Source organism: Mesorhizobium sp. (genome assembly GCF_965229135.1).
In the GTDB taxonomy this organism is placed as follows: domain Bacteria; phylum Pseudomonadota; class Alphaproteobacteria; order Rhizobiales; family Rhizobiaceae; genus Mesorhizobium.
Window position 1 is genome coordinate 3,217,861 of sequence record NZ_OZ245860.1, and the last position, 26,417, is coordinate 3,244,277.

Annotated in this window: 29 protein-coding genes; 11 read left to right on the forward strand and 18 right to left on the reverse strand. The window is 63.6% G+C overall.

The window, feature by feature from the left end; genetic code table 11:
- The first annotated feature begins 103 nt into the window (after nt 1-103).
- Nucleotides 104-595 (forward strand): GNAT family N-acetyltransferase, encoded by a 492-nt coding sequence (locus ACO07C_RS15195; protein ID WP_421914978.1) that lies wholly within the window; start codon nt 104-106, stop codon nt 593-595.
- A 159-nt stretch (nt 596-754) separates the two neighbouring features.
- On the forward strand, nt 755-964 hold the full coding sequence (locus ACO07C_RS15200; protein ID WP_421914979.1) for a hypothetical protein: 210 nt from the start codon (nt 755-757) through the stop codon (nt 962-964).
- 61 nt (nt 965-1,025) lie between these two features.
- Here the strand turns inward: ACO07C_RS15200 and ACO07C_RS15205 are convergent, their stop codons facing one another.
- A complete protein-coding gene (locus ACO07C_RS15205) occupies nt 1,026-2,006 on the reverse strand; it encodes a GlxA family transcriptional regulator (protein ID WP_421914980.1) in 981 nt (326 codons plus the stop codon).
- Between the two features lie 134 nt (nt 2,007-2,140).
- On the opposite strand from ACO07C_RS15205, the gene ACO07C_RS15210 reads away from it, so the two are divergent.
- From ACO07C_RS15210 to ACO07C_RS15245, 8 genes are all read left to right on the forward strand, one after another.
- Nucleotides 2,141-3,058, forward strand: coding sequence for a 3-keto-5-aminohexanoate cleavage protein (locus tag ACO07C_RS15210; RefSeq protein ID WP_421914981.1), 918 nt, complete (start codon nt 2,141-2,143; stop codon nt 3,056-3,058).
- A 24-nt stretch (nt 3,059-3,082) separates the two neighbouring features.
- Nucleotides 3,083-3,712 (forward strand): HD domain-containing protein, encoded by a 630-nt coding sequence (locus ACO07C_RS15215; RefSeq protein WP_421914982.1) that lies wholly within the window; start codon nt 3,083-3,085, stop codon nt 3,710-3,712.
- Nucleotides 3,709-4,809: a carnitine 3-dehydrogenase gene (locus tag ACO07C_RS15220; RefSeq protein WP_421914983.1), complete on the forward strand. Its 1,101-nt coding sequence runs from the start codon at nt 3,709-3,711 to the stop codon at nt 4,807-4,809. The genes ACO07C_RS15215 and ACO07C_RS15220 overlap by 4 nt, the downstream gene beginning before the upstream one ends.
- Before the next feature lie 4 nt (nt 4,810-4,813).
- Nucleotides 4,814-5,977: an acyl-CoA dehydrogenase family protein gene (locus tag ACO07C_RS15225; RefSeq protein ID WP_421914985.1), complete on the forward strand. Its 1,164-nt coding sequence runs from the start codon at nt 4,814-4,816 to the stop codon at nt 5,975-5,977.
- 64 nt (nt 5,978-6,041) lie between these two features.
- Complete coding sequence (locus ACO07C_RS15230) at nt 6,042-8,120, forward strand: acetate--CoA ligase family protein (protein ID WP_421914986.1); 2,079 nt, start codon at nt 6,042-6,044, stop codon at nt 8,118-8,120.
- Complete coding sequence (locus tag ACO07C_RS15235; RefSeq protein ID WP_421914987.1) at nt 8,113-8,895, forward strand: carnitinyl-CoA dehydratase; 783 nt, start codon at nt 8,113-8,115, stop codon at nt 8,893-8,895. Before ACO07C_RS15230 ends, ACO07C_RS15235 begins: the two co-directional genes overlap by 8 nt.
- Before the next feature lie 16 nt (nt 8,896-8,911).
- Nucleotides 8,912-9,856: an alpha/beta hydrolase gene (locus tag ACO07C_RS15240; RefSeq protein WP_421914988.1), complete on the forward strand. Its 945-nt coding sequence runs from the start codon at nt 8,912-8,914 to the stop codon at nt 9,854-9,856.
- A 1,003-nt stretch (nt 9,857-10,859) separates the two neighbouring features.
- Entirely contained in the window at nt 10,860-11,174 is a 315-nt protein-coding gene (locus tag ACO07C_RS15245) for a hypothetical protein (protein WP_421914989.1), read from the forward strand.
- On the opposite strand, the gene dapA is transcribed toward ACO07C_RS15245, so the two are convergent.
- The 9 genes from dapA to ACO07C_RS15290 all read right to left on the reverse strand — a co-directional run bounded on the left by dapA (nt 11,148) and on the right by ACO07C_RS15290 (nt 18,188).
- Nucleotides 11,148-12,098: a 4-hydroxy-tetrahydrodipicolinate synthase gene (dapA, locus tag ACO07C_RS15250; protein WP_421914990.1), complete on the reverse strand. Its 951-nt coding sequence runs from the start codon at nt 12,096-12,098 to the stop codon at nt 11,148-11,150. The genes ACO07C_RS15245 and dapA overlap by 27 nt on opposite strands.
- 5 nt (nt 12,099-12,103) lie before the next feature.
- Complete coding sequence (locus ACO07C_RS15255) at nt 12,104-12,559, reverse strand: hypothetical protein (protein WP_421914991.1); 456 nt, start codon at nt 12,557-12,559, stop codon at nt 12,104-12,106.
- Nucleotides 12,560-12,601: 42 nt separating this feature from the next.
- Complete coding sequence (locus ACO07C_RS15260; RefSeq protein ID WP_421914992.1) at nt 12,602-12,823, reverse strand: hypothetical protein; 222 nt, start codon at nt 12,821-12,823, stop codon at nt 12,602-12,604.
- A gap of 20 nt (nt 12,824-12,843) precedes the next feature.
- The gene (locus tag ACO07C_RS15265; protein WP_421914993.1) at nt 12,844-13,038 is read right to left on the reverse strand and encodes a hypothetical protein; all 195 of its coding nucleotides are present in this window, start codon (nt 13,036-13,038) and stop codon (nt 12,844-12,846) included.
- Between the two features lie 198 nt (nt 13,039-13,236).
- The gene (locus tag ACO07C_RS15270; RefSeq protein WP_421914994.1) at nt 13,237-14,895 is read right to left on the reverse strand and encodes an FAD-binding dehydrogenase; all 1,659 of its coding nucleotides are present in this window, start codon (nt 14,893-14,895) and stop codon (nt 13,237-13,239) included.
- Between the two features lie 30 nt (nt 14,896-14,925).
- Nucleotides 14,926-15,912: a Gfo/Idh/MocA family protein gene (locus ACO07C_RS15275; protein ID WP_421914995.1), complete on the reverse strand. Its 987-nt coding sequence runs from the start codon at nt 15,910-15,912 to the stop codon at nt 14,926-14,928.
- A gap of 116 nt (nt 15,913-16,028) precedes the next feature.
- Nucleotides 16,029-16,604: a YceI family protein gene (locus tag ACO07C_RS15280; RefSeq protein WP_421914996.1), complete on the reverse strand. Its 576-nt coding sequence runs from the start codon at nt 16,602-16,604 to the stop codon at nt 16,029-16,031.
- A gap of 69 nt (nt 16,605-16,673) precedes the next feature.
- Nucleotides 16,674-17,261, reverse strand: coding sequence for a cytochrome b (locus ACO07C_RS15285; protein ID WP_421914997.1), 588 nt, complete (start codon nt 17,259-17,261; stop codon nt 16,674-16,676).
- 36 nt (nt 17,262-17,297) lie between these two features.
- On the reverse strand, nt 17,298-18,188 hold the full coding sequence (locus tag ACO07C_RS15290; RefSeq protein WP_421914998.1) for a LysR family transcriptional regulator: 891 nt from the start codon (nt 18,186-18,188) through the stop codon (nt 17,298-17,300).
- Between the two features lie 96 nt (nt 18,189-18,284).
- On the opposite strand from ACO07C_RS15290, the gene ACO07C_RS15295 reads away from it, so the two are divergent.
- A complete protein-coding gene (locus tag ACO07C_RS15295) occupies nt 18,285-19,280 on the forward strand; it encodes an aldo/keto reductase (protein WP_421914999.1) in 996 nt (331 codons plus the stop codon).
- 63 nt (nt 19,281-19,343) lie between these two features.
- Here the strand turns inward: ACO07C_RS15295 and ACO07C_RS15300 are convergent, their stop codons facing one another.
- The 8 genes from ACO07C_RS15300 to infC form a co-directional block, all read right to left on the reverse strand.
- On the reverse strand, nt 19,344-19,946 hold the full coding sequence (locus ACO07C_RS15300) for a nucleotidyltransferase family protein (protein WP_421915000.1): 603 nt from the start codon (nt 19,944-19,946) through the stop codon (nt 19,344-19,346).
- A 93-nt stretch (nt 19,947-20,039) separates the two neighbouring features.
- Nucleotides 20,040-22,448 (reverse strand): phenylalanine--tRNA ligase subunit beta, encoded by a 2,409-nt coding sequence (gene pheT, locus ACO07C_RS15305; protein WP_421915001.1) that lies wholly within the window; start codon nt 22,446-22,448, stop codon nt 20,040-20,042.
- Nucleotides 22,445-22,867, reverse strand: coding sequence for a GFA family protein (locus ACO07C_RS15310; RefSeq protein ID WP_421915002.1), 423 nt, complete (start codon nt 22,865-22,867; stop codon nt 22,445-22,447). The genes pheT and ACO07C_RS15310 overlap by 4 nt, the downstream gene beginning before the upstream one ends.
- On the reverse strand, nt 22,864-23,916 hold the full coding sequence (gene pheS / locus ACO07C_RS15315; RefSeq protein WP_421917537.1) for a phenylalanine--tRNA ligase subunit alpha: 1,053 nt from the start codon (nt 23,914-23,916) through the stop codon (nt 22,864-22,866). The genes ACO07C_RS15310 and pheS overlap by 4 nt, the downstream gene beginning before the upstream one ends.
- 195 nt (nt 23,917-24,111) lie before the next feature.
- A complete protein-coding gene (gene rplT / locus ACO07C_RS15320) occupies nt 24,112-24,513 on the reverse strand; it encodes a 50S ribosomal protein L20 (protein ID WP_006201247.1) in 402 nt (133 codons plus the stop codon).
- Nucleotides 24,514-24,551: 38 nt separating this feature from the next.
- On the reverse strand, nt 24,552-24,755 hold the full coding sequence (gene rpmI, locus ACO07C_RS15325; RefSeq protein WP_006201248.1) for a 50S ribosomal protein L35: 204 nt from the start codon (nt 24,753-24,755) through the stop codon (nt 24,552-24,554).
- Between the two features lie 288 nt (nt 24,756-25,043).
- A complete protein-coding gene (locus ACO07C_RS15330) occupies nt 25,044-25,673 on the reverse strand; it encodes a methyltransferase family protein (RefSeq protein WP_421915003.1) in 630 nt (209 codons plus the stop codon).
- A 106-nt stretch (nt 25,674-25,779) separates the two neighbouring features.
- On the reverse strand, nt 25,780-26,316 hold the full coding sequence (gene infC / locus ACO07C_RS15335; RefSeq protein ID WP_140491142.1) for a translation initiation factor IF-3: 537 nt from the start codon (nt 26,314-26,316) through the stop codon (nt 25,780-25,782).
- Nucleotides 26,317-26,417 lie beyond the last annotated feature (101 nt).

The window sequence follows — 26,417 nt, forward strand, 5'->3', positions numbered from 1 at the left end:
TCCCACGGGTCGTCCGGCGTCTGGACCCATGCCTGTCGAGGGTGGCTGAAAGCCATCTTCGACACCTTCTGCTAGTCAGCACACCAACCAGGTGGAGATGGAAATGGCAGACGGCCGGATCAGCGTGCGCGCGGCACAGGCAAGCGATATCCCGGCCTTGAAGATGGTCCTTCGGGAAACGTTCGAAGGCACCTGGCTGCCGCACCTCACCGAGGCTTCGGCGCAGCGCTATGTCGAGACCGATCTTGGCGGGCGTTATGTCGATGAGAGCTGGCCGGAATTCACCGTTGCCGAACTTGACGGCGACATCGCCGGCCTGATCCACTGGCGCGGCGATTTCATCGAGGCCGTGCATGTCAGGGCCAACCATCAGGGCAAGGGCGTGGGCCGCGCATTGTTGTCCCACGCCGAACAGGCCATCGGCGCCGCCGGATTCCCGCAGGCACGGCTCGAAACCGACACGTTCAATGAACGCGCCCAGGGCCTCTACAAGGCTATCGGCTATATCGAGAAGGAGCGCTATCCCGACGATGAATGGGACAGCGGCTTCACCACCGTGCTGTTCGAGAAGCGGTTGGGCCGATCCAGGGGCTAACCGACTTCGACGTTTGGAATCCTTTGCGCGAAGCGACGATCGCGACGACACGATCTTGCCCCCGGCCGCCCTTCAATGACCTCGCTCTTGCCTTCAAACAGCCGTCACGTATCTCGTATATGTGTTGCGTGGCGGAGAGGTAGAAGGAGGCGAAACGATATGCAGTACGAACGTGAAATCGACGCCCTGCTCTCACCTGGCGAGACCGGATCGGTCATCGATCGGCTTATGGCAATGCCAAGGAAAACCGACGACGCCAGGATCTCGAACGAGTGGGATCGCGCCGTCAGCAGCCGCTTCGAAGTGCGTCTGGTCAAACAGATGCGCTCTCAGATCGACGGCAACAACGATCGGCGGAGCGCGGCCTGATTCATCTTTGTTCATGCGTGTCGTTATCCCAAAACCGTTTCACAGTTTTGGGCGACATGCATTAACCCCGGCGCAATCTGACTGGCGCTTCGCCGAAGGCGCGTGAAAATGCCCTTGAAAATGCCGCGGCGGACGAAAATCCCGTTCGCCCGGCGATATCGGCCATCGCCACCCTGGTGTCGACCACCAGCCGGCGCGCCGCGCCCAGCCGAAGCCTGAGATAATAGGCGCCGGGCGTCTCGCCGATCGATTTGCGAAAGATGCCTTCCAGCGTTCTTGCCGTTACCCCGGCACGCTTTGCGATGGCTTCGATGGTCAGCGGCTGGTCTACATGCGCTTCCATAAGCCGGATGGCCTGCGCCAGCCGCGGATCGTAGCCATCGAGCCGGCCAAGCGAGACCAGCGGCTGCGCGTCGGTCGCGGCGCGCGCCTGATCGTAGATGAACGCGCTTGCCACATCCAGCGCCACGGCCATGCCGAGCCGGGTGCGAATCAGGTGTAGCATCAGGTCCAGGGTCGGCGAGGCGCCGCCGGTGGTGAACACCGGCCCGTCGATGATGTAGCGGTCGGGGCGCACGTCGACGCCGGGAAAGGCCGACGAGAAGTCCTCCATGTCCTCCCAATGGGTGGTGGCGCTGCGCCCTTCCAGCAGGCCGGCGCGCGCCACCAGCCATGTGCCTGCCTCGACGCCGCCGCAGGCCCGCGCCGAGCGCGCCGCGCGGCGCAGCCCGGCCAGCAGGGCCGACGTGGCATAGTTCTGTGTCCCGAAGCCGGCGACCACGACAAGCACGTCGGTTGGTTCCGCGGCGTCGAACCGGCCACTGACCGCCACGGGCAGGCCGCAGGTCGTGACCGGCGCGTCGCCCGTCACCGAGACCAGCCTGAAATCGAAGAGGGTTTCGCCGGCGATCCGGTTGGCGGCTCGCAACGGATCGACGGCACATGCCACGCACATGATGGACGCCCCGGAAAACACCAGCAGCGTCACCTTGAGCGGCGACTGCTCGGCGCGAAAGATTGTCGGCTTTTCGCTTTTGATCATACCGTCTTCGTAAAACGCAAAACAGTTTCCGGCAAGTCAGGCATTGTCGGCGGGTCCTTATGCATGTCGTCATTCCAAAATTGGTCCCCACGTTGGGCGACATGCATGGCTGTTTCGATTGGGAGGAGAATTCCATGCCGCTTGCGATGAACCGTGAGGTTTTCATTACCTGTGCCGTGACCGGGTCCGGCGGTACGCAGGATCGCAGCCCGCATGTGCCGCGCTCGCCCAAGCAGATCGCCGACTCGGCGATCGACGCGGCCAAGGCCGGTGCGGCGATCGTCCATTGCCATGTGCGCGACCCCGAAACCGGCAAGCCCAGGCGCGATGTGCATCTCTACCGCGAAGTGACGGAGCGCATTCGCGCGGCAGAAGTCGACGTCATCCTCAACCTGACCGCCGGCATGGGCGGCGACATGGTGTTCGGTTCGCCGGAAGCGCCGCTGCCGCTCAACGAAAAAGGCACGGACATGGGCGGCGCCAGCAACCGCATGGAACATGTGCGCCAGTGCCTGCCGGAGATCTGCACGCTCGACTGCGGCACCATGAATTTCGCCGAGGCCGACTATGTCATGACCAACACGCCGGGCATGCTGCGCGCCATGGGCGGCATGATGACGGCGCTTGGCGTCAAGCCCGAGATAGAGGCCTTCGATACCGGGCATCTGTGGTTCGCCAAGCAACTGGTCGAAGAAAAGGTGCTGAACGCCGACGCACTGGTGCAGCTCTGCATGGGCGTGCCGTGGGGCGCGCCCGACGACCTCAACACCTTCATGGCCATGGTCAACAATGTGCCGTCGACATGGAACTGGTCGGCCTTCGCCATCGGCCGCAACCAGATGGCTTATGCCGCCGCCGCTGTTCTGGCCGGCGGCAATGTCCGCGTCGGCCTCGAGGACAATCTCTGGCTCGACAAGGGCGTGCTGGCGACCAACGCACAGCTGGTAGAGCGGGCCGCGAATATCGTCACCAATCTCGGCGCCAGGGTCATCGGGCCGGAGGAGGTACGGAAGAAGCTGAACCTTACCAAGCGGGCGCCGATAGCTGCATAATTCGATCGCCGGGAGGAGATCGGCATGACCACCGTCAAATTCACCGCGATGAAGGATGGCGACAGGGACGATTACGAGTTCCTGACCGCGCATGAGATCGACTATGCGGCCAAGACCGGCGAGCGGCTGCTCGACGCGCTGGTCCAACTCGACGAGGGCCTGTCCGGCTACAAGATCACCCGGCTCGGCCATTCGCTGCAGGCGGCGACACGCGCGTGGCGCGACGGCGCCGACACCGACTGGATCGCCTGCGCGCTGCTGCACGACATCGGCGACATCTACGCGCCCTATAATCACGACGAATACGCCGCTTCGATCCTGAAGCCCTTCGTGCGTGAGCAATGCACCTGGGTGGTGGAGAAGCACGGCGACTTCCAGCGGCTCTATTATGCCCATCATCTCGGCGGCAACCGCCATGCCCGCGACCGCTTCGCCGGGCACGCCTATTTCGACGATTGCGACCAGTTCTGCGAACGCTGGGACCAGTCGAGCTTCGATCCCGACTATGAGACGCTGCCGATCGAGTTCTTCCGGCCCTTCGTGCTCGAAGTCTTTGCCCGCAAGGCCTACGACCCCGCCGTGATCCGCGCCGGCGAGCGTGTATCCCTCACCAACCCCCAAACAGCCAAGACAAGAACCGGAGCCTCAGCATGAGCATCATCAACAAGGCAGCCGCCATCGGTGGCGGTGTCATCGGCGCCGGCTGGGTGGCGCGCCTGCTGCTCAATGGCATCGACGTGTCGATCTTCGATCCCGATCCCGAAGCGTCGCGCAAGGTCGGCGAAGTCATGAAGGGCGCGCGCCGCGCCTACAAGCAGATGGTGCCCGGCGGTCTGCCCACGGAAGGCAAGCTGACCTTCGCCAAGACCATCGCCGAGGCGGTGGCCGACGCCGATTTCATCCAGGAGAGCGTGCCGGAACGGCTCGACCTGAAGCACAAGGTGCTGGCCGAGATCGACGCCCATGCGCCGGCCAACGCCATCGTCGGGTCGTCGACCTCCGGCATCAAGCCGACCGACATGCAGGTGGCAATGAAGAACCATCCGGAGCGGCTTGTCGTCGGCCATCCCTTCAACCCGGTCTATCTCCTGCCGCTGGTCGAGATCGTCGGCGGCGAGCAGACCTTCCCCGAGGCGATCGAGGTCGCCAAGGAAATCTATGCCTCGATCGGCATGAAGCCTGTCGTCATCCGCAAGGAGATCGAAGCCTTCGTCGGCGACCGCCTGCTGGAGGCGGCGTGGCGCGAGGCGCTGTGGCTGATCAAGGACGGCATCTGCACGGTCGAGGAACTCGACGACATCATGCGCTACGGCTTCGGCCTGCGCTGGGCGCAGATGGGCATGTTCCAGGTCTATCGCGTCGCCGGCGGCGAAGCCGGCATGCGCCACTTCATGGCGCAGTTCGGGCCGTGCCTGAAATGGCCATGGACCAAGCTGATGGACGTGCCGGAATTCAACGACGAACTGGTTGACCTGATCGCCACCCAGTCGGACGATCAGGCGCATGGCCTGTCTATCCGCGAGCTGGAAAAGATCCGCGACGACAATCTGGTCGCGATCATGGATGCGCTGTCGAAGCAGAACAAGGGCAAGGGCTGGGGCGCGGGCGCCCTGCACAAGGACTATACGAAGCAGCTCGCCAAGCTGGCGGCGAAGAAGCCAGCGGCTTCCAAGGCGGCCGAGAAGGCCAAGGCGAGCAAGCCTGTGAAAAAGGCCGAAAAGCCGAAGAAGAGCAGCAAGAAGAAAGGCTGAGACCATGGATTTCGGTCTTTCGGAGGAGCAGAAGCTCATCGTCGAGACGACGCGTGCGTTCGTCGAGAACGAGCTCTACCCGCATGAGCGCGAGGTGGAGCGGACCGGCGTGCTGCGCCGAGACCTGATCGAGGAGATCAAGGCCAAGGCGATCGAAGCCGGGCTCTATGCCGCCAACATGCCGACCGATGTCGGCGGCGCGGGGCTCGATACGGTGACCTGGCTGCTCTACGAGAAGGAACTCGGCCGCGCCAATTACGCGCTGCACTGGACCTGCGTGGCGCGCCCCTCCAACATCCTTCTGGCCGGCACGCCCGAACAGCGTGAAAAATACCTGTTCCCCTGCATACGTGGCGAGAAGTGGGACTGCCTGGCGATGACGGAGCCGGGCGCCGGCTCCGATCTGCGCGGCATGAAGGCGACCGCCGTGCAGGACGGTGACGACTGGGTGCTCAACGGCACCAAGCATTTCATCAGCCATGCCGATCTCGCCGACTTCGCCATCGTCTTCATGGCCTCGGGCGAAGAGGATTCGCCACGCGGCAAACGCAAGAAGATCACCGCCTTCTTCGTCGACAAAGGCACCAAAGGCTTCAACGTGCGCGAGGGCTATCGCAACGTCTCGCATCGCGGCTACACCAACGCCATCCTCGAATTCGACGATTGCCGCCTGCCGGCAAGCCAGGTTCTCGGCGAAGTCCACAAAGGCTTCGAGGTCGCCAATTCGTGGCTCGGCGCCACCCGCCTGCAAGTCGGAGCCACCTGTCTGGGCCGCGCCGAGCGGGCGCTGGGCCATGCGATCGAATATGCCGCTCAGCGGCAGCAGTTCGGCCAGCAGATCGGCAAGTTCCAGGGCGTGTCGTTCAAGCTTGCCGACATGGCGACGGAACTCAAGGCCGCCGACCTGATGGTGTTCGAGGCCGGCTGGAAGTACGATCAGGGCACCGTCACCGACCAGGACATGGCCATGGCCAAGCTGAAGGCCACCGAGATGCTCGCCTTCGTCGCCGACGAAGCGATCCAGATCCATGGCGGCATGGGCTTGATGGACGACCTGCCGCTGGAGCGCATCTGGCGCGATGCCCGCGTCGAGCGTATCTGGGAAGGCACGTCGGAAATCCAGCGCCACATCATTTCGCGGTCGCTGCTGCGTCCGTTTGGAGCCTAGAGCATGATCCCGAAAAGTGGATCCGGTTTTCGGACAAGATCATGCTCAAAAGAGAAGAATGACAATGCATAAATTAGAGCGTCTTCTGCGGCCGAAATCGATCGCCGTTTTCGGCGGCGTGCAGGCCGCGGCCGTCGTTGCGCAGTCGATCAAGATGGGCTTTGCCGGCGAGATCTGGCCGGTGCATCCGACCAAGGACGAGGTCGCCGGCCGCAAGGCCTATCGCTCTGTCGCCGACCTGCCCGGCGCGCCCGATGCCGCCTTTGTCGGCGTCAACCGGCACCTGACCATCGAGGTGATCAAGGCGCTGGCCGAGCGGGGTGCGGGCGGCGCCGTCTGCTTTGCCGCCGGCTTCCTGGAGACCGAGGCCTATGACGATGACGGCGAGCGCCTCCAGGCGGAACTGGTCGCCGCGGCCGGTCAGATGCCGATCATCGGGCCGAACTGCTATGGCCTGATCAATTATGCCGACGGCGCGCTTTTGTGGCCCGACCAGCATGGCGGCATCCGGCTGGACGAGGGCGGCAAGGGCGTCGCCATCATCACCCAGTCGTCCAACATCGCCATCAACATGACGATGCAGAAGCGCGGCCTGCCGATCGCTTTCCTGATGACCGCCGGCAACCAGGCGCAGACCGGCCTGTCCGAAATGGCACTCGGCCTGATCGAGGACGAGCGGGTGACATCGCTCGGCCTTCACATCGAAGCCTTCGATTCGGTAGCCGGCTTCGAAAGACTGGCGGCGCGGGCGCGGGAACTGAAGAAGCCGATCATCGCCATGAAGGTCGGCCGTTCCGAACAGGCCAGGCAGGCGACCGTCTCGCACACCGCCTCGCTCGCCGGCTCCGACGCCGCGTCCGGCGCTTTCCTGAAGCGGCTCGGCATTGCCCGCGTCGATTCCATTCCGGCCTTCATCGAGGCGCTGAAGCTTCTGCATGTCACCGGTCCGCTGCCCGGCTACAAGCTGTCGTCGATGAGCTGTTCGGGCGGCGAAGCCTCTGTCATGGCCGACAGCGCCGAAGGGCGCTGGGTCAATTTCCCGGTGCTGACCGAAACGCATCGCGCGCATGTCAAATCGACGCTGGGGCCGCTGGTCGCGGTGGCCAACCCGCTCGACTACCACACCTTCATCTGGAACAACGAGCCGGCGATGACCGCCACCTTCACCGCCATGGTGTCGGGCGGTTTCGACCTCAACATGCTGGTGCTCGACTTTCCCCGTCCCGACCGTTGCTCGGTCACCGACTGGTGGGCGACGTTGCGCGCCTTCGAATCGGCGCTGAAGACCAACAAGGCGCATGGCGCGATCGTATCCTCGCTGCCGGAGAACCTGCCGGAGGAATACACCGCCGAGTTGATGGCGCGCGGCATGGTGCCGCTGTTCGGCATTTCCGAGGCCATGGATGCCGCCCAGGCGGCGGCCTTCATCGGCTGGGCTTGGGCTGAACCGCAGGCACAGCCGGTCGACACCTCCGCCTCCGGTGCCGCTGTCGGCGACCACGTCACGCCTGACGAGGCCGAAGCCAAGTCACGGCTGATCAAGGCGGGGCTTCCGGTGCCGAAGGGCGAGCGTGCCGGCAATGCGGTCGAGGCGGTTATCTCGTCGATGGCACTCGGCTTTCCCGTCGCGCTGAAAGCCCTGGGTGTCACCCACAAATCCGAGGTCGGCGCTGTCAGGCTCAATCTCAAGGATGCTGAATCCGTCAGCACCGCCGCCCATGACCTGCTGCCGCTCGGCACCGGCCTCTATGTCGAGCGAATGGTGCGCGACGGGGTCGCCGAACTGCTCGTCGGCTTCACCCGAGATCCGATGTTCGGCGCGGTGATGACGCTGGGCACCGGCGGTGTGCTCGTCGAATTGCTGCGCGACAGCGTCACGCTGATGTTGCCGGCGAGCCGCGACGACATCGAGGCCGCATTGCGCGGGCTGAAGCTGTTCCCGCTGCTCGACGGCTATCGTGGCCGGCCGAAGGCCGATGTCGCGGCCGCCATCGACGCAATCGCCGGCATTGCCGCCTTCGTGCAGAAGAATGCCGGCGAGATCGAGGAGCTCGACATCAACCCGCTGATCGTCTGCAGGGAGGGCAAGGGCGCCTGGATCGCCGACGCCTTGCTCGTGCTTGGAGAAAACAAGAATGTCTGACGTCATTTCGACCCGCCGCGAGGGCACCATCCTCGAGGTCACGCTCGACAGGCCCAAGGCCAATGCCATCGACCTCAAGACCTCTCGGCTGATGGGCGAAACCTTCAAGGCCTTCCGCGACGATCCAAGCTTGCGCGTCGCTATCGTCAAGACCGCCGGCGACAAGTTCTTCTGCGCTGGCTGGGACCTGAAGGCGGCTGCCGGCGGCGATGCTGTCGACGGCGACTACGGCGTCGGTGGCTTTGCCGGGCTGCAGGAACTGCGCGACCTCAACAAGCCGGTCATCGCCTGCGTCAACGGCATGGCTGTCGGCGGCGGCTTCGAGCTGGCGCTGTCCTGCGACCTCATCTACGCCTCGGACCATTCCTCCTTCGCGCTGCCCGAAATCCGCGCCGGGACGCTGGCCGACGCGGCGACGATCAAGCTGCCGAAGCGCATTCCCTACCATGTCGCCATGGACCTGCTGCTGACCGGTCGCTGGATGGATGTCGCCGAGGCTCATCGATGGGGACTGGTCAACGAGGTGCTGCCGAAAGAGAAACTGGAAGACCGCGTCTGGGAGATCGCCCGGCTGCTGGCCGGCGGCCCGCCGCTCGTCTTCGCTGCCATCAAGGAAACGGCACGGGTGGCCGAATCCCTGACCTTCCAGGATGCCATGAACAAGGTAACGCGCCGCAAGTTGCCGACGGTCGATGCTCTGTACGGCTCCGAGGACAATATGGAAGGCTTTCGCGCTTTCGCGGAGAAGCGCGACCCGGTGTGGAAGGGGAAATGAGCGCGGCCCGGCTCCCATGACCGACTACAAAAAGCTGATCGACGCCGAGACCTGGGCCTTCATAGAGCGGACCAATTCCTATTATCCGCCCGATACGATCGACTACACCGTGGCGCAGCAGCGCGCCATCTACGACCGCATGTGCCGGGAATTCTTTGCCGGCTACCCAGAGGGCGTGGAGGTCGAGACCTTGGCTATTGCCACGCCCACGCACGACATCCCGATCCGCAGCTATCGCACGCCAGCATCCGATAAAGCGGCGGCCATGGTGCTGTATTTCCATGGCGGCGGCTTCATCGTCGGCGGGCTGGAGAGCCATGACGATGTTTGCGCCGAGCTTTGTGCCCGCACCGGATATGGGGTGGTCTCAGTCGACTACCGGCTGGCGCCGGAGCACCTGCATCCGGCCGCCTTCGACGATGTGATGAGCGCCTTTGAATGGGCGGCATCCAAGAGCCAATTGCCCATCCTGCTTTGCGGCGACAGCGCCGGCGGCAATCTGGCTGCCGCCGTCAGCCACGCGACACGCGGCCATCCGCGCAAGCCGATTGGCCAGGTGCTGATCTATCCAGGGCTTGGCGGCGACCGATCGAAGGGGTCTTACGTGACCCATGCCGAGGCGCCGATGCTGACCGTGCGCGACCTCGAGTTCTACAAGCACATCCGGTCCGGTGGGCGGGAACGCAGCGGCGATGCGACACTGGCGCCGCTTGTCGACACCGACTTTTCCGACCTGCCGCCAACCGTGCTGATCACCGCTCAGTGCGATCCGCTGTCCTCCGACGGCGAGACCTATCGCGACCGTATCATTGCTGCGGGCGGGCAAGCCAGCTGGTTCGAGGAACCGGGATTGGTGCACGGCTATCTTCGCGCCCGGCATACCGTCGGCCGCGCCCGCGCGAGCTTTACCCGGATCGTCGATGCGGTTGCCGCGCTTGGAAAAGGCTCCTGGCTCTGGTGAGCGCTTCTCCCATTTTGAGATGACCGCGAAGGCGTAACCGAGGTGCCGGATCGCCGAGAGCCTCATCCGCCTCGGATACGGATGCCAAGGTAGCAGGGCCGCGCCTCTCGCGAGTATTCCAGGCAATGAAACCGAGCGCGGTGCCGTAGTTAAAGCGCGGCTCTTGTCCAACGCTTCGGCAGTGAAACCGAATTGCCGGGCTTGCCCGAGGCATCCTTGAAGAGGGCAATGCCGCAGCAAGCACGGCTGCCGCGGACATCGGCTACCGAGACATTGCCGCCGTGCCTCCTGACGATCTCCCGCACCTTCTGCCGGACATCTCAATCCCATGATTGCCGGAACATTAAGAAGGCGACGCTGTTGCGCTGGCCGTCCTCAGTTGGCGGATTCCGCGATTCATTCGCACGAGGCGTAATGCAGGCGCAATGCCGGCCGGGCAGACGGACCCGCGGGGATTGACAGCAAGGACACTACAGACATGAAAAGGCTCGCAAGCGCGTTGGCGCTGATCCTTTGCGCGGCAACGCTCAGCGCATGCGTCGACACGGACGATTATCGCGACCGGCCCTGGCGCGACCATCATTGGCGGGACCGTGACCACAGGCCCGATCGACCCTGGCGGCCGGACGGGCCATGGCGCCCTGACAGGCCGGAGCGGCCGGAGAGGCCCGATCGCCCCGACAGACCCAATAGACCGGACCGGCCAGAGCGCCCAGGGCGCCCCGATTGCGTGAGAGGGCCAGCTGTTGACTGTGCGCCCCGACCGGACATTCAACCAGGCGGACCGGACTGCCTTGGAGGCTCGGCGACGACGCCTTCGCCCGACTGCGTCGAGCCGCGCCGTCCACGTCGGCAGGAGCCCTGACGGAAGGCTTCGCCAGACATATGCGGCCTTTATAAATCAGGCCAAAAGCTCCTCTCGAATTCCTATGCGGCCCGCGACTAATTGGTTGCGGGCCGCAGCTTGATTGGCGGCCGGACCAACAACTGGCTTCAAACGAGCATGAAATCACATTCAGTCTGGCTGACCGGAGTCCGCCACAGGGTGCCGACAGAGTATTTCGTCTTGGCAAACCTCAGGGAACGGGGAGCGGTCATCGGACGGCTCGCCGACCACCCGATCGCTGATACGGTCGTCGATGCGAGCGGACTGCGATACCATTTTGTCGGCGTCGCGCCGCGCGACCCCAGCGGACGCTTCGATGTCGAGGCGCTCCGCACCGGCGAATGGATCGTCCAGCCTGGACTGGTGTACGCGCTCGAAGAGAAAGCGCGGAGCCCTCGCTCAAAATCACCACGTCTGATTCGGGGCCGCTGACCGGCCAGCTTCCGCAAAGCCGGATGCGCCCTCGTCGTTTAGCGCCAGCATCGCCTCCCGGATCGCGGCAGCTGTTTCGGGGCGGACGGACGTCAAAGGCAGACGGACGTGGGGACTCAATCCCATCGCAAGATGTAGCGCGTATTTTACGGGGACGGGATTGCTCTCCAGTTCAAGCGCGGCAACCAGCGGCCGCAGGCGATGGTGAATCGCCCTGGCAGTGTGATGGTCGCCCTGCCTGCAGGCATCATGCATCTCGACGCAAAGCCGCGGTGCAACGTTGGAAACCACCGAAATGGTCCCGCGCCCGCCCATCGTGTTGAAGCCGAACGATGTCGCGTCGTGACCGGACAAGCAGATCAGGCGTCGCCTGAGAAAGGCGGGAAGCGAGGACAGGCGGTCCAGATCGCCGGTGGCATCCTTGATGCCGACTATGGTCGGAATCTGTGCAAGGCGCTCGATTGTCTCCGGCGACAGATCGACGCCGGTTCGCGCCGGCACATTGTAGACGATGATCGGGATCCTGACCTTGCGGGCAACAGCCTCGAAGTGGCGAAAAATGCCTTCCTGGCTGGGCTTGTTGTAATAGGGCGTCACGATAAGGGCGGCGTCGGCGCCAAAGGCTTCGGCGGCCGTCGAAAAGGCGATGGTCGTCTCGGTGTTGTTCGTGCCGGTGCCGACGATGATCGGAACCCTGCCGGCGGCAATCTTGACGCAGAGCGCGATGATGTCGAGGCGCTCCTCCCAGGACAAGGTTGGCGCCTCGCCCGTGGTGCCGCACGGAACCAGCCCGTTGATCCCCTGTTCGATCTGCCAACGCAAAAGCGTGGCCAGTTGCTTCAGATCGACTTCGCCATCGATGAACGGCGTCACCAGCGCGGTCATCGCACCGTTCAGGCGCGCGCGTAATTGATCAGGTGTCATGAGGTTCAAATTCTCCTTGGTATTTCTTGTGAAATGGATCTGCTGGGCTGCGCTTCGCGTGGCCTTTCCAGGTGCGAAGTCAGCAGCGCCGCCAGCATCGCTGCGGGCAGATCCACATGTTCCGCCTTGAACTTCCTGGTCTTGGCCAACGTACACGCCCCAGTGACCTGGATGCTGCATGCCCAGGCATTGCCGGCCAAATGGATGTCCGTCACCGATCGCTTCGGTTCTGACTGCATGACCAGCAAGAGCGTGGCGTCGAGCATCGCACCCGCCTCGACCAGACCGGCAAACCGCCGGCCCGGTCGAGACGATTTGTCGAGCGCCAGATCGCGCGCCGCCTGCCACAGCAGGTGCCCGGCCAGCTTGCCGACATGGGTCACGCGGTCGAGCAGCACTTCCAGATCAGAAGCGGGCAGATCAGGAGCGTTAGGCAGATCAGGAGCGTTGGGAATGTCCATGGTCAGGCCGTTCCGAAGAACGCTGAAACGGGCGTGAACCGGTCAGTTGAACAATGAGAGCCGGACGCTTGCCGGCGCGAAGCTAATCGCGCCCGCCCGGTGGCCGCTTTCCATCGAGGCGAAACGCACGGCGGAACTCCTGTCGGCAAAAACGCCGCCAGTCACGCCTTCTTCGTCGCGGGCGATCCAGTGACCCTCACCGTCGCGTCCAACCACGAACCGGTGAAGGGCGTTTGCGTCGACCGAAATATGGGAGCTTGGCATCGTAATCTCCTGCCTTGCGATCAGGAAACAAGGGCGGCGAGTGCCGCGGCGGCCAACAAAGCGCCGGCGACCAGCAGCCACCATGTGGTTGTAAACGGGCCGATCGAGCTGGCCGGCCGGCGATTGTTGTTGGCCGCCAGCAGCCGGGCCTGCTCGACCTGCGATACCGGCAGCGGACGATGGGTGGGCAGATAGAGCCCGTCGGAGAGAAACATCGGAGTCTTCCTTCTTTCCTGGTTGCCGCCACGAGGTGGCGACTTCCTGCAGCGGCCAAGGGCGGCTACGTTTCGAAAGATAAAAGCATCCGCATTTGTATTCGAGGCGGCTCAAAACTGAAAAATATAAAAAAGTCATATGTTTATCGCCCGGTCGCATAGGTAGCCCAGGCTGAAATGCGCCGTTGGTGCCTCGTCTCAGGCCACCGAACGTGCCGCCGCGCGGCCAGCAATACGGCCGGAAAAGATGCAGCCACCGAGAAACGTGCCTTCGAGCGCCGCGTAGCCATGCATGCCGCCGCCGCCGAAGCCGGCGACCTCACCGACGGCATAGAGACCTTCGACCGGCTGGCCGTCGGCACCCAGTACGCGGCTGTCGAGATCGGTCCAAAGGCCGCCCAGCGTCTTGCGGGTCAGGATGTTGAGGCGGACCGCGATCAGCGGGCCATTTGCCGGATCGAGCATCTTGTGCGGCTTGGCCGTGCGGATCAGCCGGTCGCCGAGATAGGCGCGGGCGCCGCGCAGCGCGGTGATCTGCATATCCTTCGAGAACGGGTTGTCGAGCTGTCTGTCGCGCGCCCGGATTTCACGCTCGACCTGCCTGGGATCGAGCAAAGGTTCGCCGCCGGCGAGCGCGTTCATGCGGGCGACCAGCGCCGGCAGTTGGGCTTCGATGATGAAATCCTCGCCCTTCTCCATGAACGCCTTCACCGGGCCGGGAATGCCCGAGGTGGCGCGGCCGATTACCTGCCGCCAGCTCTTGCCGGTGAGGTCGGGATTCTGCTCGGAGCCCGACAGGGCGAACTCCTTCTGGATGATCTTCCTTGTCAGGATGAACCAGGAATAGTCGAAGCCTGTGCTCATGATATGGCTGAGCGTGCCCAGCGTGTCGAAGCCGGGATAGAGCGGTACCGGCAGCCGTTTGCCGCGCGCGTCGATCCACAGCGATGAAGGGCCAGGCAGGATACGGATGCCGTGGCCGCTCCATATCGGCGCCCAGTTCTTTATCCCCTCGACATAGTGCCACATGCGGTCGCGGTTGATGATCGAACCACCCGCCTGCTCCGTGATTGCCAGCATGTGTCCGTCGACATGGTCGGGAACGCCGGTGATCATCCGTCTTGGCGCGGCTCCCAGCCGTTGCGGCCAGTTCTGCCGGACAAGCTCGTGGTTGGCGCCGATGCCGCCGGACGCGACGATGACCGCTTGCGCATGAAGCTCGAAATCGCCGGCAATCTCGCGCGAACTCTTGCGGCCACTCTCAACGGCGCTCGGCTGCAGGATGTCGCCGCGCACGCCGGTTACAACAGCGCCACTCCGCGTCAGTTCATTGACCCGGTGACGGAACCTGAAGTCTATCAATCCACGCTTTTGCGCCTCGCGCACGCGCAGGACAAAAGGTTCGAGCACACCGGGGCCGGTGCCCCAGGTGACGTGGAAGCGCGGCACCGAATTGCCGCGCCCAACGGCATTGCCGCCGCCGCGCTCGGCCCAGCCGACCACGGGAAAGAACTTCATGCCGCGTTGCGTCAGCCAGGAGCGCTTTTCACCGGCGGCAAAGCCGACATAGGCCTCGGCCCATTTGCGCGGCCAGAAGTCCTCCGGGCGGTCGAAGGCCGCGGTGCCCATCCAGTCCTCGAGCGCCAGATCATGCGAATCGCGGATGCGCATGCGCCGCTGCTCGGGCGAATCGACGAGGAAGAGACCGCCGAACGACCAGAACGCCTGGCCGCCGAGCGACTGCTCCGGCTCCTGGTCGACGATGATGACCTTCTTGCCAGCCTCGGCCAGCTCGGCGGCGGCGACCAGCCCGGCGAGGCCGGCGCCGACAATGATCGCATCCGCAACGTCAGCCATTTTTTCTCCGCCCGATTATCCGGCTAACTACTAGATTTCCTCCCAGCCGTCCTTGCCGCCGGCACGGAAGATGGCGTCGATGACCTTCTGGTTGAGCACGGATTCTTCCAGCGTGAAGACACGCTCCTTGCCGCCCTGTGCGGCCCTGGCAAAAGTCTCGACCTCCAGCCGGTATTGCTGCGTGCCCGGGAACCGGAACACCTGCGCCTCGGTGTGGTTCTGATTGTGCAATTCGACGCGGTGATGGTCGTAGAGCCCGGCGTTGAACGGGGAAAAGACCTCGATGAAGCCCTTCTCGCCGTGGAACACCATCACCTGCCGCGCCGCCATCTGCGTCGACAGGTAGAAAGACAGTTCGAAGTCGCCGAAATCGGCGCGGATCGATGAATAGATGTCGGTGCCGAAGGTCTTGTCGCGCTCGATCGTCGCCTGGACGCGCAGCGGCTCCTTGCCGGTGGAGAACCGCGTCGACACGGTCGGGTAGACCCCAATGTCGGGCAACGCGCCGCCGCCGAGATCAAGCTGGTTGCGCATGTTGTTGGGGTCGACATTGTAGTAGGAGAAGGCGCCCTGCACATGGCGCAGCCGACCGATGGCGCCGCTGGCGATGAGGTCGCGCACCTTGATCCATTGCGGGTGGTAGATGACCATGAAGGCTTCGCAGACCAGCACCTTCTTCTGGTCGCGCAGCTTGATCAGCGGCAGGATGTCCTTGGCGTCGAGCGCCAGCGGCTTTTCGACCAGCACGTGTTTTCCCGCTTCGATGGCCTTCGCCGTCCATTCAACATGCTGCGATGTCGGCAAGGGGATGTAGACGCCGTCGACTTCGCTGGACGCCAGCAGTTCCTCATAGGAGCCGAAGGCATGGCGGGCGCCGAACCGTTCGGCCAGAGCCTTGGCTTTCGACAGGTCGCGGCTGGCGATCGCCGACAGCACGCCATTCTCGGCCTCGACCATTGCCGGCAACAAATGCTCGCGGCCGATCTTGGCCGTCGACAACACACCCCATCGGAACATCACGCTTCTCCATGTCGATTACAGGCGACGAGGTTTGCCCGAAATCGGGAGAAAAGCCAATGCGGGTGCCGTTCCTCGCCTCACGAAGCGGGGAAGGAACCCAGGTTCTACAATGGCTAGCCCCTCTTCCCCGTCAGCGTCATGTCGAAATCGACAATGTTGGAATAGAGCGGCGTGCCTACATCCATGCCGTAGCGCGACCTCAGCACCTTGCCGGTGACATGGAATTTGATCGTGCCGCCCTTGAGGCCGCCGAGTTCCGCCGTGAATTTTTCCGGAAACGTCTTGCCGCGCGCCGTCAGCCGACCGGTTACAAGCGCCGAGGTGTCGCTGGTGCGCTGCACGCTGGTCGAACGGAACTGGATCTCCGGGCTGTTGGCGGCGTCGAACACGGCATCGGAGCGCAGGAAGGCATCGATCCGGCCCTGTCCGGTACCGACGCTTTCAGGGTAGATGGTGAAATTGACCTGCGAGCGCCCGACATCGCTGTTGTCTATGCGGATCGAGCCGTTGAAGCGGGCAAAGGCGCCGCTGAAGCCGCCGCCGCCGGCCTTGCCGATGGTGAAACGGATGCTGGAGCTGGACGGGCTGATCGTGTAGCTGCCGGCGGCGTCGCCAAGCGCGACGGCCGCTGAAACAGGCATGGCAAGGCAAGCGGCGATCGCCGCAAATCCGAGGATGCGCGCATACATGGGGTTGTTCCTTGTTGGAGGCAGCGCATTTCCCGCGCCCTCGTCCCATGAACGAATGAACCGTCCGCTCTATTCCCTGTATTCCCTGTCACGATCTGACGAAGGCGTGATCATGCGCGTCAGCACGGAATCCCCAAGCTGGAAATGATGGCGCAGCGCCGCAGCGACATGCAGCACCACCAAACCGATACCGGCATAGGCAAGGTACCAATGCGCCGAGGTCCAGAAGCTTTCAGCCGCGTCCGATTCGCCGATCGGCAGATTCGGCATGACGAACAGGTCGAACGGCATGCTGGGGATATCCAGCGTCGACACCGAGACCAGCGCCCAGCCTGACAGAGGCAAGGCGATTTGAAACGCGTAGAGAGCGAGGTGAGCGAGCGGCGCCGTCCGGCGCTCCAGCCCACCGACCGAAGCCGGCAGCGCCGGCGCGGAATTGCCGAGGCGCCAGGCGATGCGCAGGATCACGAGGCCAAGCAGTAGAAAGCCGAAGGATTTATGCAACTGGATCAGTTCGAAGGCGGCGCGCTGGCTGGTCAGCCTCACCATGATGAAGCCGAGCCCGAACTGGCCGATGAAGATCAGCGCGATCAGCCAGTGGAGGAGGATCGTGCCCCAGCCATAGCGGCTCGTGCTGTTTGTGACCGATGCCTGCATGGGAGGTGAACGAATGCGGGGCCGGCTTTCGTCCGGTCAGCCATTCACCTTGAAGAAATCGACGAAGGCGCGCAGCGCCGGCCGCATCTGGCGGCGGCTTGGATAGTAGACGAAGAACCCGTCAAATGGCGGGCACCAGTCCTCCAGCACGCGCACCAGCCTGCCGTCGGCGATGGCGTCACCGACATAGCCTTCGAACACAAACGCAATCCCGGCGCCGTCGATCGCCGCTTCGACATTGAGGCGATCCTCGCCGACAATCAGCGGGCCTTCGACGTTGATCTCCAGTTCCTCGCCGTCCTTTTCGAATTCCCAGCGGTAAAGCACGCCGCTGGAAAAGCGAAAGCGGACGCAGCGATGCGATGCCAGATCGCGCGGGTGGAGCGGGCGCGGCATCGTCTCGAAATAGGAAGGCGCCGCGACGACGGCGCCACGGATCGCCGGACCGATCCGCACCGCGATCATGTCTCGCTGCAGACTTTCGCCAAGCCGCACGCCGGCATCGAAACCGCCTTCGACCACGTCGGTGAAGCGGTCCTCGACGACGATTTCAAGCACGATATCGGGAAAGGCCCGCGCAAACGCCCCGAGCCGTGGCGCCAGCGTCAGTTGCGCGGCGGTGCGCGGTACGGTGAGCCGGAGATTACCGGCCGGCCGGTCGCGCGCCTCGATCGCCGTCTCCAGCGCAAGGTCAATCTCCGACAGGGCAGGCCGCAGACGCTCCAGCAACTGTGCGCCTTCTTCAGTCGGCGCGACGCTGCGTGTGCTGCGCGACAGGAGGCGGACGCCAAGCCGCGCCTCGAGGCTGGACACAGCATGGCTGACGGCCGACGGCGCTATGGCCAGTTCCCTGGCCGCTCCGCGAAAACTGCCGCATTGCGCGACGGTTGCCAGAACGGCAAGTTGTGAAAGATGTGCTCGATTCATTGATCTGTTTTATAGAACAGCCCGTGCTTGCGGAAGCCGATTATCGAACGCAAAGCCACGCGCTATCTGCCTTGCATCACAACAAGGAGATCGGTGATGCAAACCCGCAAGCTTGGAAATGAATTGAATGTCTATCCCATCGGCCTTGGCTGCATGGGCATGAGCTTCGCCTATGGCGGCCAGGCGGAGGCCGACGCGATCGCCACGTTACACCGCGCCGTGGATATCGGCGTCAACTTCTTCGACACGGCTGAAGTCTACGGCCCCTACGAGAACGAGATCCTGCTCGGCAAGGCGCTGAAACCGGTACGCGATCGCGTTACGATCGCGACCAAGTTTGGCTTCAAGATTCTGGAGGAAGGCACCGGCACCGAGCGCATGGCCGGCGTCGACAGCCGCCCGGAGCATGTCAGGGCGGTCGCCGAAGCTTCGCTGAAGCGCCTGGGCACCGACGTCATCGACCTCTACTACCAGCACCGCGTCGACCCCAGCGTGCCGATCGAGGATACGGTCGGCGCCATGGCCGAACTGGTGCGCGAAGGCAAGGTGCGGACGCTTGGCTTGTCCGAGGCCAGTGCGGCAACGATCCGCCGGGCCCATGCGGTGCATCCGATCTCAGCCGTGCAGAGCGAGTATTCGCTGTGGAGCCGCGACCCGGAAGACGAGGTGTTCGCCGTCTGCCGTGAACTCGGCATCGGCTTTGTCCCCTACAGCCCGCTCGGCCGGGGCCTGCTGACCGGAACGATCAACAAGCCAGAGGCGCTCGGCGCCAACGATTGGCGGCTCACCCTGCCGCGATTCCAGGCCGCTGCAATGGCCGCCAACGCGGCTGTCATCGCCACGCTGGAAAAGATGGCGGCCGACAAGGGCGTGACCTCGGCGCAACTGGCGCTGGCCTGGGTTCTGCATCAGGGCGACTTCATCGTGCCGATCCCCGGCGCGCGAAAAATACGCCATCTGGAGCAGAACGCGGCGGCCGCGAAGATCGAATTGAGCGATGCCGAAGTGGCTGAAATCGGCAACGCGCTGTCGCCGGAAAAGGTCTCCGGCAAACGCTACACCGAGGAGGCGCTGGCGTTGGTGAATCGGTGATCGGCAGCCTGATGAACGAAACGAAAGGGGCGCTTCGGTGCCCCTTTTTCGTCGGTGTCGGGTTCACCAGGGCAGGACGGAAATCTCCGGCCAGTTTTCTCGTGCCCGGGCACCCTTCGCCTCATGTGTCTTGCGGTTGTCCAGGGCCCGATTCGGTGTGATACGAAACGAGAAGATGTCGTCCAGGCCAAACGGCGCGACCAGATCGAGTTGCCCGGCCTCGTCGAAGCGGACGCCGACCGCATGGGTTTTCGACGCGAAGAAGGACAGCGCTTCTGCCGACGAAGACAACAGGGGATAGGCATCGCCAAAGCGCGCCTCGTACCAGAGATGCACGCGCGCCTGATTGCGGACTTCGACCGGCAGGGGCAGTCCCTCGAAATGCTTCGCCGCAGTTCGGATCACTGCATCCTCGGCCTCGTAGGACAGGTCGCTTTCATCGAAATAGAACAAATCGACATCCTTGATGCCGTAGCCGGATGGCTTTCCGGTCAGGTGGTTCCAGATGCTGTTGTAGAGCGCGCCGGAGACGATCAGCCAGTGAGGCAGGTCAAGTGCCCGCACCCGTGACAGCGTCTCGGCGATCAGGGGATCGGCCGCGACGATCTTCAGGAACGCCGCGCGCTGAGCTTCGAAAGGGAGGCCGGAGTAACGCAGATGGTCCATCACCCCTTGGAGGGCGATTCGCCACCTGCTCGCAAGCCTTGGTTCCGCGCAATTCCGGACGGAAAACCGCTACGCACTTTTCCTGGAATTGCTTCAGCCTCGCAGGACACCACCCGTCTGCTTGCCGACATTCTCGACGACGCGCTTGGCCAATGCCTCGAAATCCTCGTCGGTCAACGTCTTGTCGACCGGCTGGATCGAGACTTCGATGGCGATCGACTTCTTGCCTTCGCCGAGCGAAGCGCCTTCGAAGATATCGAAGACCGCGACGCCGGTGACCAGTTTCTTGTCGGCGGCTAGGGCGGCTCGGACCAACGTGCCGGCTTCGACCGTCTTGTCGACGACGAAGGCGAAATCGCGCTTCACCGCCTGGAAGGCTGACAGTTCGAGCTTCGGCTTGGTTTTCGTCGGCTTGGCCTTCGACTCAGGCACGGCGTCGACAAAGACCTCGAAGCCACAAAGCGGGCCCGAGACGTCGAGGCCCTCAAGCGTCCTGGGATGGAATTCGCCGAATGTGCCGAGCACGGTTTTCGGCCCGAGCTTGATCGTGCCCGAACGGCCGGGATGGTACCAGGCCGGGCCGCCTGCCTCGATCTGCAGCCGGTCGACCGGCGCGCCGCAGGCTTCGAGCGCGGCGATCGCATCGGCCTTGGCGTCGAACACGCCGACCGGGCCTGAATTGCCGGCCCAATTGCGGCCGGAGCCGTCGAGCTTCGCGGTGCCGCGGCGAACGCCGGCGGCAACGCGCCGCTGCTGGTCGGGGCCGTCGCCCTCATAGGTGCCCGACACTTCGAACAGCGCCACATCGCCAATGCCCTTGTCGGCGTTGCGCTGGGCGGCGGCCATCAGGCCGGGAAGCAGCGACGGCCGCATATCGGACATGTCGGCGGCGATCGGGTTTGCGAGCTTCAGCGCCGCCTGGCCACCGCCGAACAGTTCGGCATGCTTTGCCGGAATGAACGACCAGGTGACGGCTTCCATCATGCCGCGCACCGCTAGCGCGCGCTTGGCCGCCCGTGTTCGGATCTGCAGCGTCGTCAGGATCTTGCCGTTGACCGCGTCATGGGCGCCGAGCGGCTGCGGCGCGATGTTGTCCACGCCATGGATGCGCATGACTTCCTCGACCAGATCGGCCTTGCCGTCGACATCCGGCCGCCAGGAGGGCACGGTGACGTTGACGACGTCACCCGATCCATCCGGCGTGAAACCGAGGCGCGAAAGAATGCCCAGGCTCTCAGCCTTCGGGACCTCGATCCCGGTCAGGCGCCTGATATCCGACAATGGGAAGGAAACGGCCTTGGGCTTGTGACCGGCATAGCCGACGACTTCGGTCTCGGCCGGCGTGCCGCCGCAGAGATCAAGCACCAGTTTCGTCGCCAGTTCGACGCCCGGAACCATGAATTCCGGGTCGACGCCGCGTTCGAAGCGGTAGCGCGCATCGGTGATGATGCCGAGCGTGCGGCCGGTGCGCGCGGTGGTGATCGGGTCCCAAAGCGCGGATTCGATCAGCACGTCGGTGGTGTTCTCGTCGCAGCCCGAATGCTCGCCGCCCATGATGCCGGCGATCGACTCGACGCCGTTGTCATCGGCGATGACGCACATGTCCGGCGTCAGCGTGTATTCGCGGCCGTCGAGCGCCAGCACCTTCTCGCCGTCGCGCGCGCGGCGCACGGCCAGATTGCCGGCGACCTTCTTCGCGTCGAACACGTGCAATGGACGGCCACGGTCGAAGGTCACGTAGTTGGTGATATCGACCAGCGCGCTGATCGGCCTGAGCCCAATGGCGATCAGCCGCTGCTGCAGCCATTTCGGCGACGGGCCGTTCTTGACGCCGCGCACGAGCCGCAGGGCAAAGCCGGGGCAGAGTTCCGGCGCTTCGATGGTCACCTTCACCGGCGTCTCGCCCTGGCCGGGGATCGCTTCCACCGCCGAGGTTTTCAGCGTGCCAAGCCCGCTCGCCGCCAGATCGCGGGCGATGCCGTACACGCTCGTCGCATCCGGACGGTTCGGCGTCAGGTTGATCTCGATCATCGGATCGTCGAGATGGGCATAGGCGGCGAAGCTGGTGCCGACGGGCGCATCGTCAGGCAGGTCGATGATGCCATTGTGCTCGTCGGACAGTTCGAGCTCGCGCTCCGAACACATCATGCCATGGCTTTCGACGCCACGAATCTTGCCGACGGCCAGCGTCACATCGATGCCGGGAACATAGGCGCCGGGCGCGGCAAAGGCGCCGATCAGCCCGGCACGGGCATTCGGCGCGCCGCAGACGACCTGCACGGGTGGCTTGCCGTTGCCGGTGTCCACCGTCAGCACGCGCAAGCGATCCGCGTCAGGGTGCTGCACGGCCGTCAGCACCCTGGCGATCACGAAGGGCTTCAGGCTCGACTTGTCGTCGACATGCTCGACCTCGAGGCCGATCGACGTCAGCCGCTCGACGATCTCGTTGAGCGAGGCGTCGGTCTCGAGGTGGTCCTTGAGCCAGGAGAGGGTGAATTTCATGACTGTGTTCCGTCTGGTCTTTTGACGCTTGTTTTCAGATATCTCGGCAAGTCGTCGGAGATATGCAGGAAGGGAAGCTGCTCGCTCACATAGGCATGCTGCGTCGGCTTGAAATCGCGGGGCGTGTCCATGGCGCCGAGCATGAAGTAGATGTCGTCCTCCAGCCGCTCGTCGACATAGGCGATGGGCGAGCCGCAAACGCCGCAGAACGAGCGCGTCACCGGCCCGTTCTCATGCATCTTCAGCGCCTTGCCCGTAAAAGCCACCTGATCCATCAGGAAGCCGACAAAGGCCGATACCGGCGCGCCGCTGGCCCGCCGGCAATCGCCGCAATGGCAATAGCTGACGTGGTGCGGCTCGGCCGAGGCTTCGAACCGCACGGCGCCGCAGCGGCAGCCCCCGGCGTGGGCGCCTGTCATGCGCTCAGGCCCCCGAACAGCGTCGGCATGTCGAGCGGCCGGAAGCCGTAATGCGACAGCCAGCGCACATCGGCGTCGAAGAAGGCGCGCAGGTCCGGCATGCCGTATTTCAGCATGGCGATGCGGTCGATGCCCATGCCCCAGGCAAAGCCCTGGTATTCGTCGGGATCGAGACCGCCGGCCCTCAGCACGTTGGGATGCACCATGCCGCAGCCGAGGATCTCCATCCAGTCGGAGCCTTCGCCGAAGCGCACTTCGCCGGGCCTGGAGCGGTCGCACTGGATGTCGACCTCGAGGCTCGGCTCGGTGAACGGGAAGAAGGACGGGCGGAAGCGCATCTTGACCGACGGCACTTCGAAGAAGGCCTTGCAGAACTCCTCCAGCACCCACTTCATGTTGGCGACATTGGCCGTCTTGTCGATCACCAGTCCCTCGACCTGATGGAACATCGGCGAGTGGGTGGCATCGGAATCCTGCCGGTAGGTCTTGCCGGGGATGACGATTCGGATCGGCGGCTTCTGCGTCTCCATGGTGCGGATCTGCACCGGCGAGGTGTGCGTGCGCAAAAGCTTGCGCCCGCCCTTCTCGTCCGGCTGGAAGAAGAAGGTGTCGTGCATCTCGCGCGCCGGGTGTCCCTCGGGGAAGTTCAGCGCGGTGAAATTGTAATAGTCGGTCTCGATATCGGGACCTTCGGCGATGGCGAAGCCGAGGTCGCCGAAGATCGCGGCGATCTCGTCGATGACCTGGCTGATCGGATGGATGCGGCCGCGCTCGGCCGGCGACTGGCGAACGGGCAAGGTGACGTCGACCTTCTCGGCAGCCAGACGGGCGGCGATAGCGACGTCCTTCAGCTCGGCCTTTCGGGCCGTCAGCGCCTCGGTGACGCGGTTCTTGAGGCCGTTGATGGCGGGGCCCTTCACCTGCCGTTCCTCGGCGCTCATCGCGCCCAATGTTTTCAGCAGTTCGGAGATCGATCCCTTCTTGCCAAGCGCAGCGACGCGCAAGGCCTCGATCGCCTGTTCGTTGGCGGCTGACGCGATGTCGGCCATCAGGGCGTTTTCGAGAGTTTCCAAGCCAGTGGTTGCGTCGTTCACGGTCAAGCTCGCTACGTTGGAAGTCAGCCTAAAGTGAAAGTCACTTTAAAGTTGAAAGTTCGGGAATCAGAGGCAAAAGAAAAACCCGCGCCAGCCGTGCCAGCGCGGGTTCCCCAAATCAGAATTTCGAATGCTTGGGAAGCGCTGGTCTTAGGCGACAGCGCTTTCAAAAGCGTTCGGCGTGGTGTTCTTCAGATATTCGAGCGCGACCTTGGCCTTGGCGACCAGGGCAGCGAAAGCCTGCGGCTCGTGGATGGCCATGTCCGACAGGATCTTGCGATCGATCTCGATGCCAGCCTTGTTGAGGCCATCGATGAAGCGGCCATAGGTCAGGCCATGCTCGTGCGTCGCGGCGTTGATGCGCTGGATCCACAGGGCGCGGAACGAGCGCTTGCGGTTCTTGCGGTCGCGATACGCGTACTGCAGCGACTTTTCCACCGCCTGCTTGGCGATGCGGATGGTATTCTTGCGGCGGCCGTAGAAGCCCTTAGCGGCTTTCAGGACCTTCTTGTGCTTGGCGTGCGAGGTGACGCCTCTCTTTACGCGTGCCATGTCATGATCTCCTTAAAAACGCTGTTCCGACCGAATGCTCAAAGGCCGTTCGGCAGAAAATTCTTGATGACCTTCTTGCCATCCGGTTCAGCCAGAACCATCGTGCCGCGGGCATTTCGAATGAACTTGTTGGAACGCTTGATCATGCCGTGACGCTTGCCGGCCGCAGCCGACAAAACTTTACCCGTACCTGTGATCTTGAACCGCTTTTTGGCGGCGGACTTGGTCTTCATCTTGGGCATTTTGCTACTCCGTTCATGTGCGCACTATCGCGCTTTTGTTCGCTTCAGGCCGACCAAAGCCCGAAAAGCAAATCAAACCGCCACGGCATGCCCTGCCGGGCGGTTTTTCTTAGAACGCCTTGCGTCGCTCTAATGTCTTGAGCCCCCCGCATCGTGATCGCCAAAACATACCGTGTTTCAGGCGGACGCGCGAGACGGCGGTCCTATACGTCAAAGTGAGCCGGCGCGCAACACCCACCGCGCCACTTCCCGGGAGCGCGGCATTCGGTCCTGCGCCGGAGTCGGGTGTCAGGGGAAGCGGAACAGCACCGGCAATATGCCTGCCTGCTGCGCGGTGTCCACCAGTTCGAAGGCCGGTAGCGCCACGAGGAAGACAAGGCCGTCCATCAGCGTGATCAAGAGCACGCGCGGTTTGAAGCTGCCGGTGTCGCCTTCATCATAGAGCGAGAGCTTGGGGAAGAAGCGCGGCACCCGCGCCATGTAGGCCAGGTATGGCGCGCCCAGCGCCTCCTTGAGGAATTTCTCCTCGCGCAGGATGACGATATGGAACGCCGCGGCGCAAATCGCGCCAAAGCCGATCGTCGCGGTGATCGAGCCTATCTGGGCGCCGACACCACATGCGGCAACGCTCGAAAACACATAGAGCGGATTGCGGGTGATCGAATAGGGACCGCCGGACACCACCTCGGCGGATTTGCGCCCGCCAATATAGAGTGTCGCCCACAGCCGGCCGATGATACCGAGGAAGATCAGCACGACACCGAGCGTCTCGATCAGCTCATGGACCGGCGTGTCGGGCTCAAAATACGACTGGCCGACAAGCAGTCCCACGAACAGGACCACAACAAGCACCGCGATCATGATCCTGCGCGTCCGCTGGTAGTTGCCCAGCGCGTACTTGATTTCGTTGTCGCTCATGTCGATTCCGATGGTCGAGGAATATTGCGTCGATCGCAGCGATGGCCCAGAAAATAGGCGCCCCGCCGATCGTCGGGACGCCCTTGCGGCATGATTCAGGCGGATTTTAGCGCGGCGCCAATACCATCATCATCTGGCGGCCTTCGAGCTTCGGTTCCGCCTCGACCTTGGCGATTGTCGCAACCTCTTCGCGAACCTTGTTCAGAAGCTGCATGCCAAGTTCCATATGCGCCATCTCGCGACCACGGAAACGCAATGTCAGCTTGACCTTGTCGCCTTCCTCGAAGAAGCGCCGAACGGCCTTCATCTTGGTCTCGTAATCGTGGCTGTCGATGTTCGGGCGCATCTTGATCTCCTTGATCTCGATGACCTTCTGATTCTTGCGCGCTTCGGCCGCCTTCTTCTGGTTGGCGTACTTCAACTTGCCGAGATCAAGAATCTTGACGACCGGCGGCTGTGCGTTCGGCGATATCTCGACCAGATCGAGCCCGGCCTCTTCGGCGAGCAGCAAAGCGTCGTTGATGGAAACATCGCCGCGGTTCTGGCCTTCGGCGTCGATAAGCTGGACCCGGGGGACCCGGATGTCACGGTTGGAGCGCGGGCCATCCTTGGTAGGCGCCGCTGCTTTGAAAGGTCTGCGAATGGTCGTGGTCTCCTTGGCCGTTTCGTTCAGGGTTCGTCGGTTAAATGCGTTGACGCGCCAATGTGGTAAGCGCGCGGGGGGAGTCAATAGCACAGCGTTCA

Excerpts from the sequence above, each read along its gene's own strand:
- ACO07C_RS15195 (WP_421914978.1), top strand. The coding sequence starts at position 104 with ATGGCAGACGGCCGGATCAGCGTGCGCGCGGCACAGGCAAGCGATATC.
- ACO07C_RS15200 (WP_421914979.1), top strand. The coding sequence starts at position 755 with ATGCAGTACGAACGTGAAATCGACGCCCTGCTCTCACCTGGCGAGACC.
- ACO07C_RS15205 (WP_421914980.1), bottom strand. The coding sequence starts at position 2,006 with ATGATCAAAAGCGAAAAGCCGACAATCTTTCGCGCCGAGCAGTCGCCG.
- ACO07C_RS15210 (WP_421914981.1), top strand. The coding sequence starts at position 2,141 with ATGCCGCTTGCGATGAACCGTGAGGTTTTCATTACCTGTGCCGTGACC.
- ACO07C_RS15215 (WP_421914982.1), top strand. The coding sequence starts at position 3,083 with ATGACCACCGTCAAATTCACCGCGATGAAGGATGGCGACAGGGACGAT.
- ACO07C_RS15220 (WP_421914983.1), top strand. The coding sequence starts at position 3,709 with ATGAGCATCATCAACAAGGCAGCCGCCATCGGTGGCGGTGTCATCGGC.
- ACO07C_RS15225 (WP_421914985.1), top strand. The coding sequence starts at position 4,814 with ATGGATTTCGGTCTTTCGGAGGAGCAGAAGCTCATCGTCGAGACGACG.
- ACO07C_RS15230 (WP_421914986.1), top strand. The coding sequence starts at position 6,042 with ATGCATAAATTAGAGCGTCTTCTGCGGCCGAAATCGATCGCCGTTTTC.
- ACO07C_RS15235 (WP_421914987.1), top strand. The coding sequence starts at position 8,113 with ATGTCTGACGTCATTTCGACCCGCCGCGAGGGCACCATCCTCGAGGTC.
- ACO07C_RS15240 (WP_421914988.1), top strand. The coding sequence starts at position 8,912 with ATGACCGACTACAAAAAGCTGATCGACGCCGAGACCTGGGCCTTCATA.
- ACO07C_RS15245 (WP_421914989.1), top strand. The coding sequence starts at position 10,860 with ATGAAATCACATTCAGTCTGGCTGACCGGAGTCCGCCACAGGGTGCCG.
- dapA (WP_421914990.1), bottom strand. The coding sequence starts at position 12,098 with ATGACACCTGATCAATTACGCGCGCGCCTGAACGGTGCGATGACCGCG.
- ACO07C_RS15255 (WP_421914991.1), bottom strand. The coding sequence starts at position 12,559 with ATGGACATTCCCAACGCTCCTGATCTGCCTAACGCTCCTGATCTGCCC.
- ACO07C_RS15260 (WP_421914992.1), bottom strand. The coding sequence starts at position 12,823 with ATGCCAAGCTCCCATATTTCGGTCGACGCAAACGCCCTTCACCGGTTC.
- ACO07C_RS15265 (WP_421914993.1), bottom strand. The coding sequence starts at position 13,038 with ATGTTTCTCTCCGACGGGCTCTATCTGCCCACCCATCGTCCGCTGCCG.
- ACO07C_RS15270 (WP_421914994.1), bottom strand. The coding sequence starts at position 14,895 with ATGGCTGACGTTGCGGATGCGATCATTGTCGGCGCCGGCCTCGCCGGG.
- ACO07C_RS15275 (WP_421914995.1), bottom strand. The coding sequence starts at position 15,912 with ATGTTCCGATGGGGTGTGTTGTCGACGGCCAAGATCGGCCGCGAGCAT.
- ACO07C_RS15280 (WP_421914996.1), bottom strand. The coding sequence starts at position 16,604 with ATGTATGCGCGCATCCTCGGATTTGCGGCGATCGCCGCTTGCCTTGCC.
- ACO07C_RS15285 (WP_421914997.1), bottom strand. The coding sequence starts at position 17,261 with ATGCAGGCATCGGTCACAAACAGCACGAGCCGCTATGGCTGGGGCACG.
- ACO07C_RS15290 (WP_421914998.1), bottom strand. The coding sequence starts at position 18,188 with ATGAATCGAGCACATCTTTCACAACTTGCCGTTCTGGCAACCGTCGCG.
- ACO07C_RS15295 (WP_421914999.1), top strand. The coding sequence starts at position 18,285 with ATGCAAACCCGCAAGCTTGGAAATGAATTGAATGTCTATCCCATCGGC.
- ACO07C_RS15300 (WP_421915000.1), bottom strand. The coding sequence starts at position 19,946 with ATGGACCATCTGCGTTACTCCGGCCTCCCTTTCGAAGCTCAGCGCGCG.
- pheT (WP_421915001.1), bottom strand. The coding sequence starts at position 22,448 with ATGAAATTCACCCTCTCCTGGCTCAAGGACCACCTCGAGACCGACGCC.
- ACO07C_RS15310 (WP_421915002.1), bottom strand. The coding sequence starts at position 22,867 with ATGACAGGCGCCCACGCCGGGGGCTGCCGCTGCGGCGCCGTGCGGTTC.
- pheS (WP_421917537.1), bottom strand. The coding sequence starts at position 23,916 with ATGGCCGACATCGCGTCAGCCGCCAACGAACAGGCGATCGAGGCCTTG.
- rplT (WP_006201247.1), bottom strand. The coding sequence starts at position 24,513 with ATGGCACGCGTAAAGAGAGGCGTCACCTCGCACGCCAAGCACAAGAAG.
- rpmI (WP_006201248.1), bottom strand. The coding sequence starts at position 24,755 with ATGCCCAAGATGAAGACCAAGTCCGCCGCCAAAAAGCGGTTCAAGATC.
- ACO07C_RS15330 (WP_421915003.1), bottom strand. The coding sequence starts at position 25,673 with ATGAGCGACAACGAAATCAAGTACGCGCTGGGCAACTACCAGCGGACG.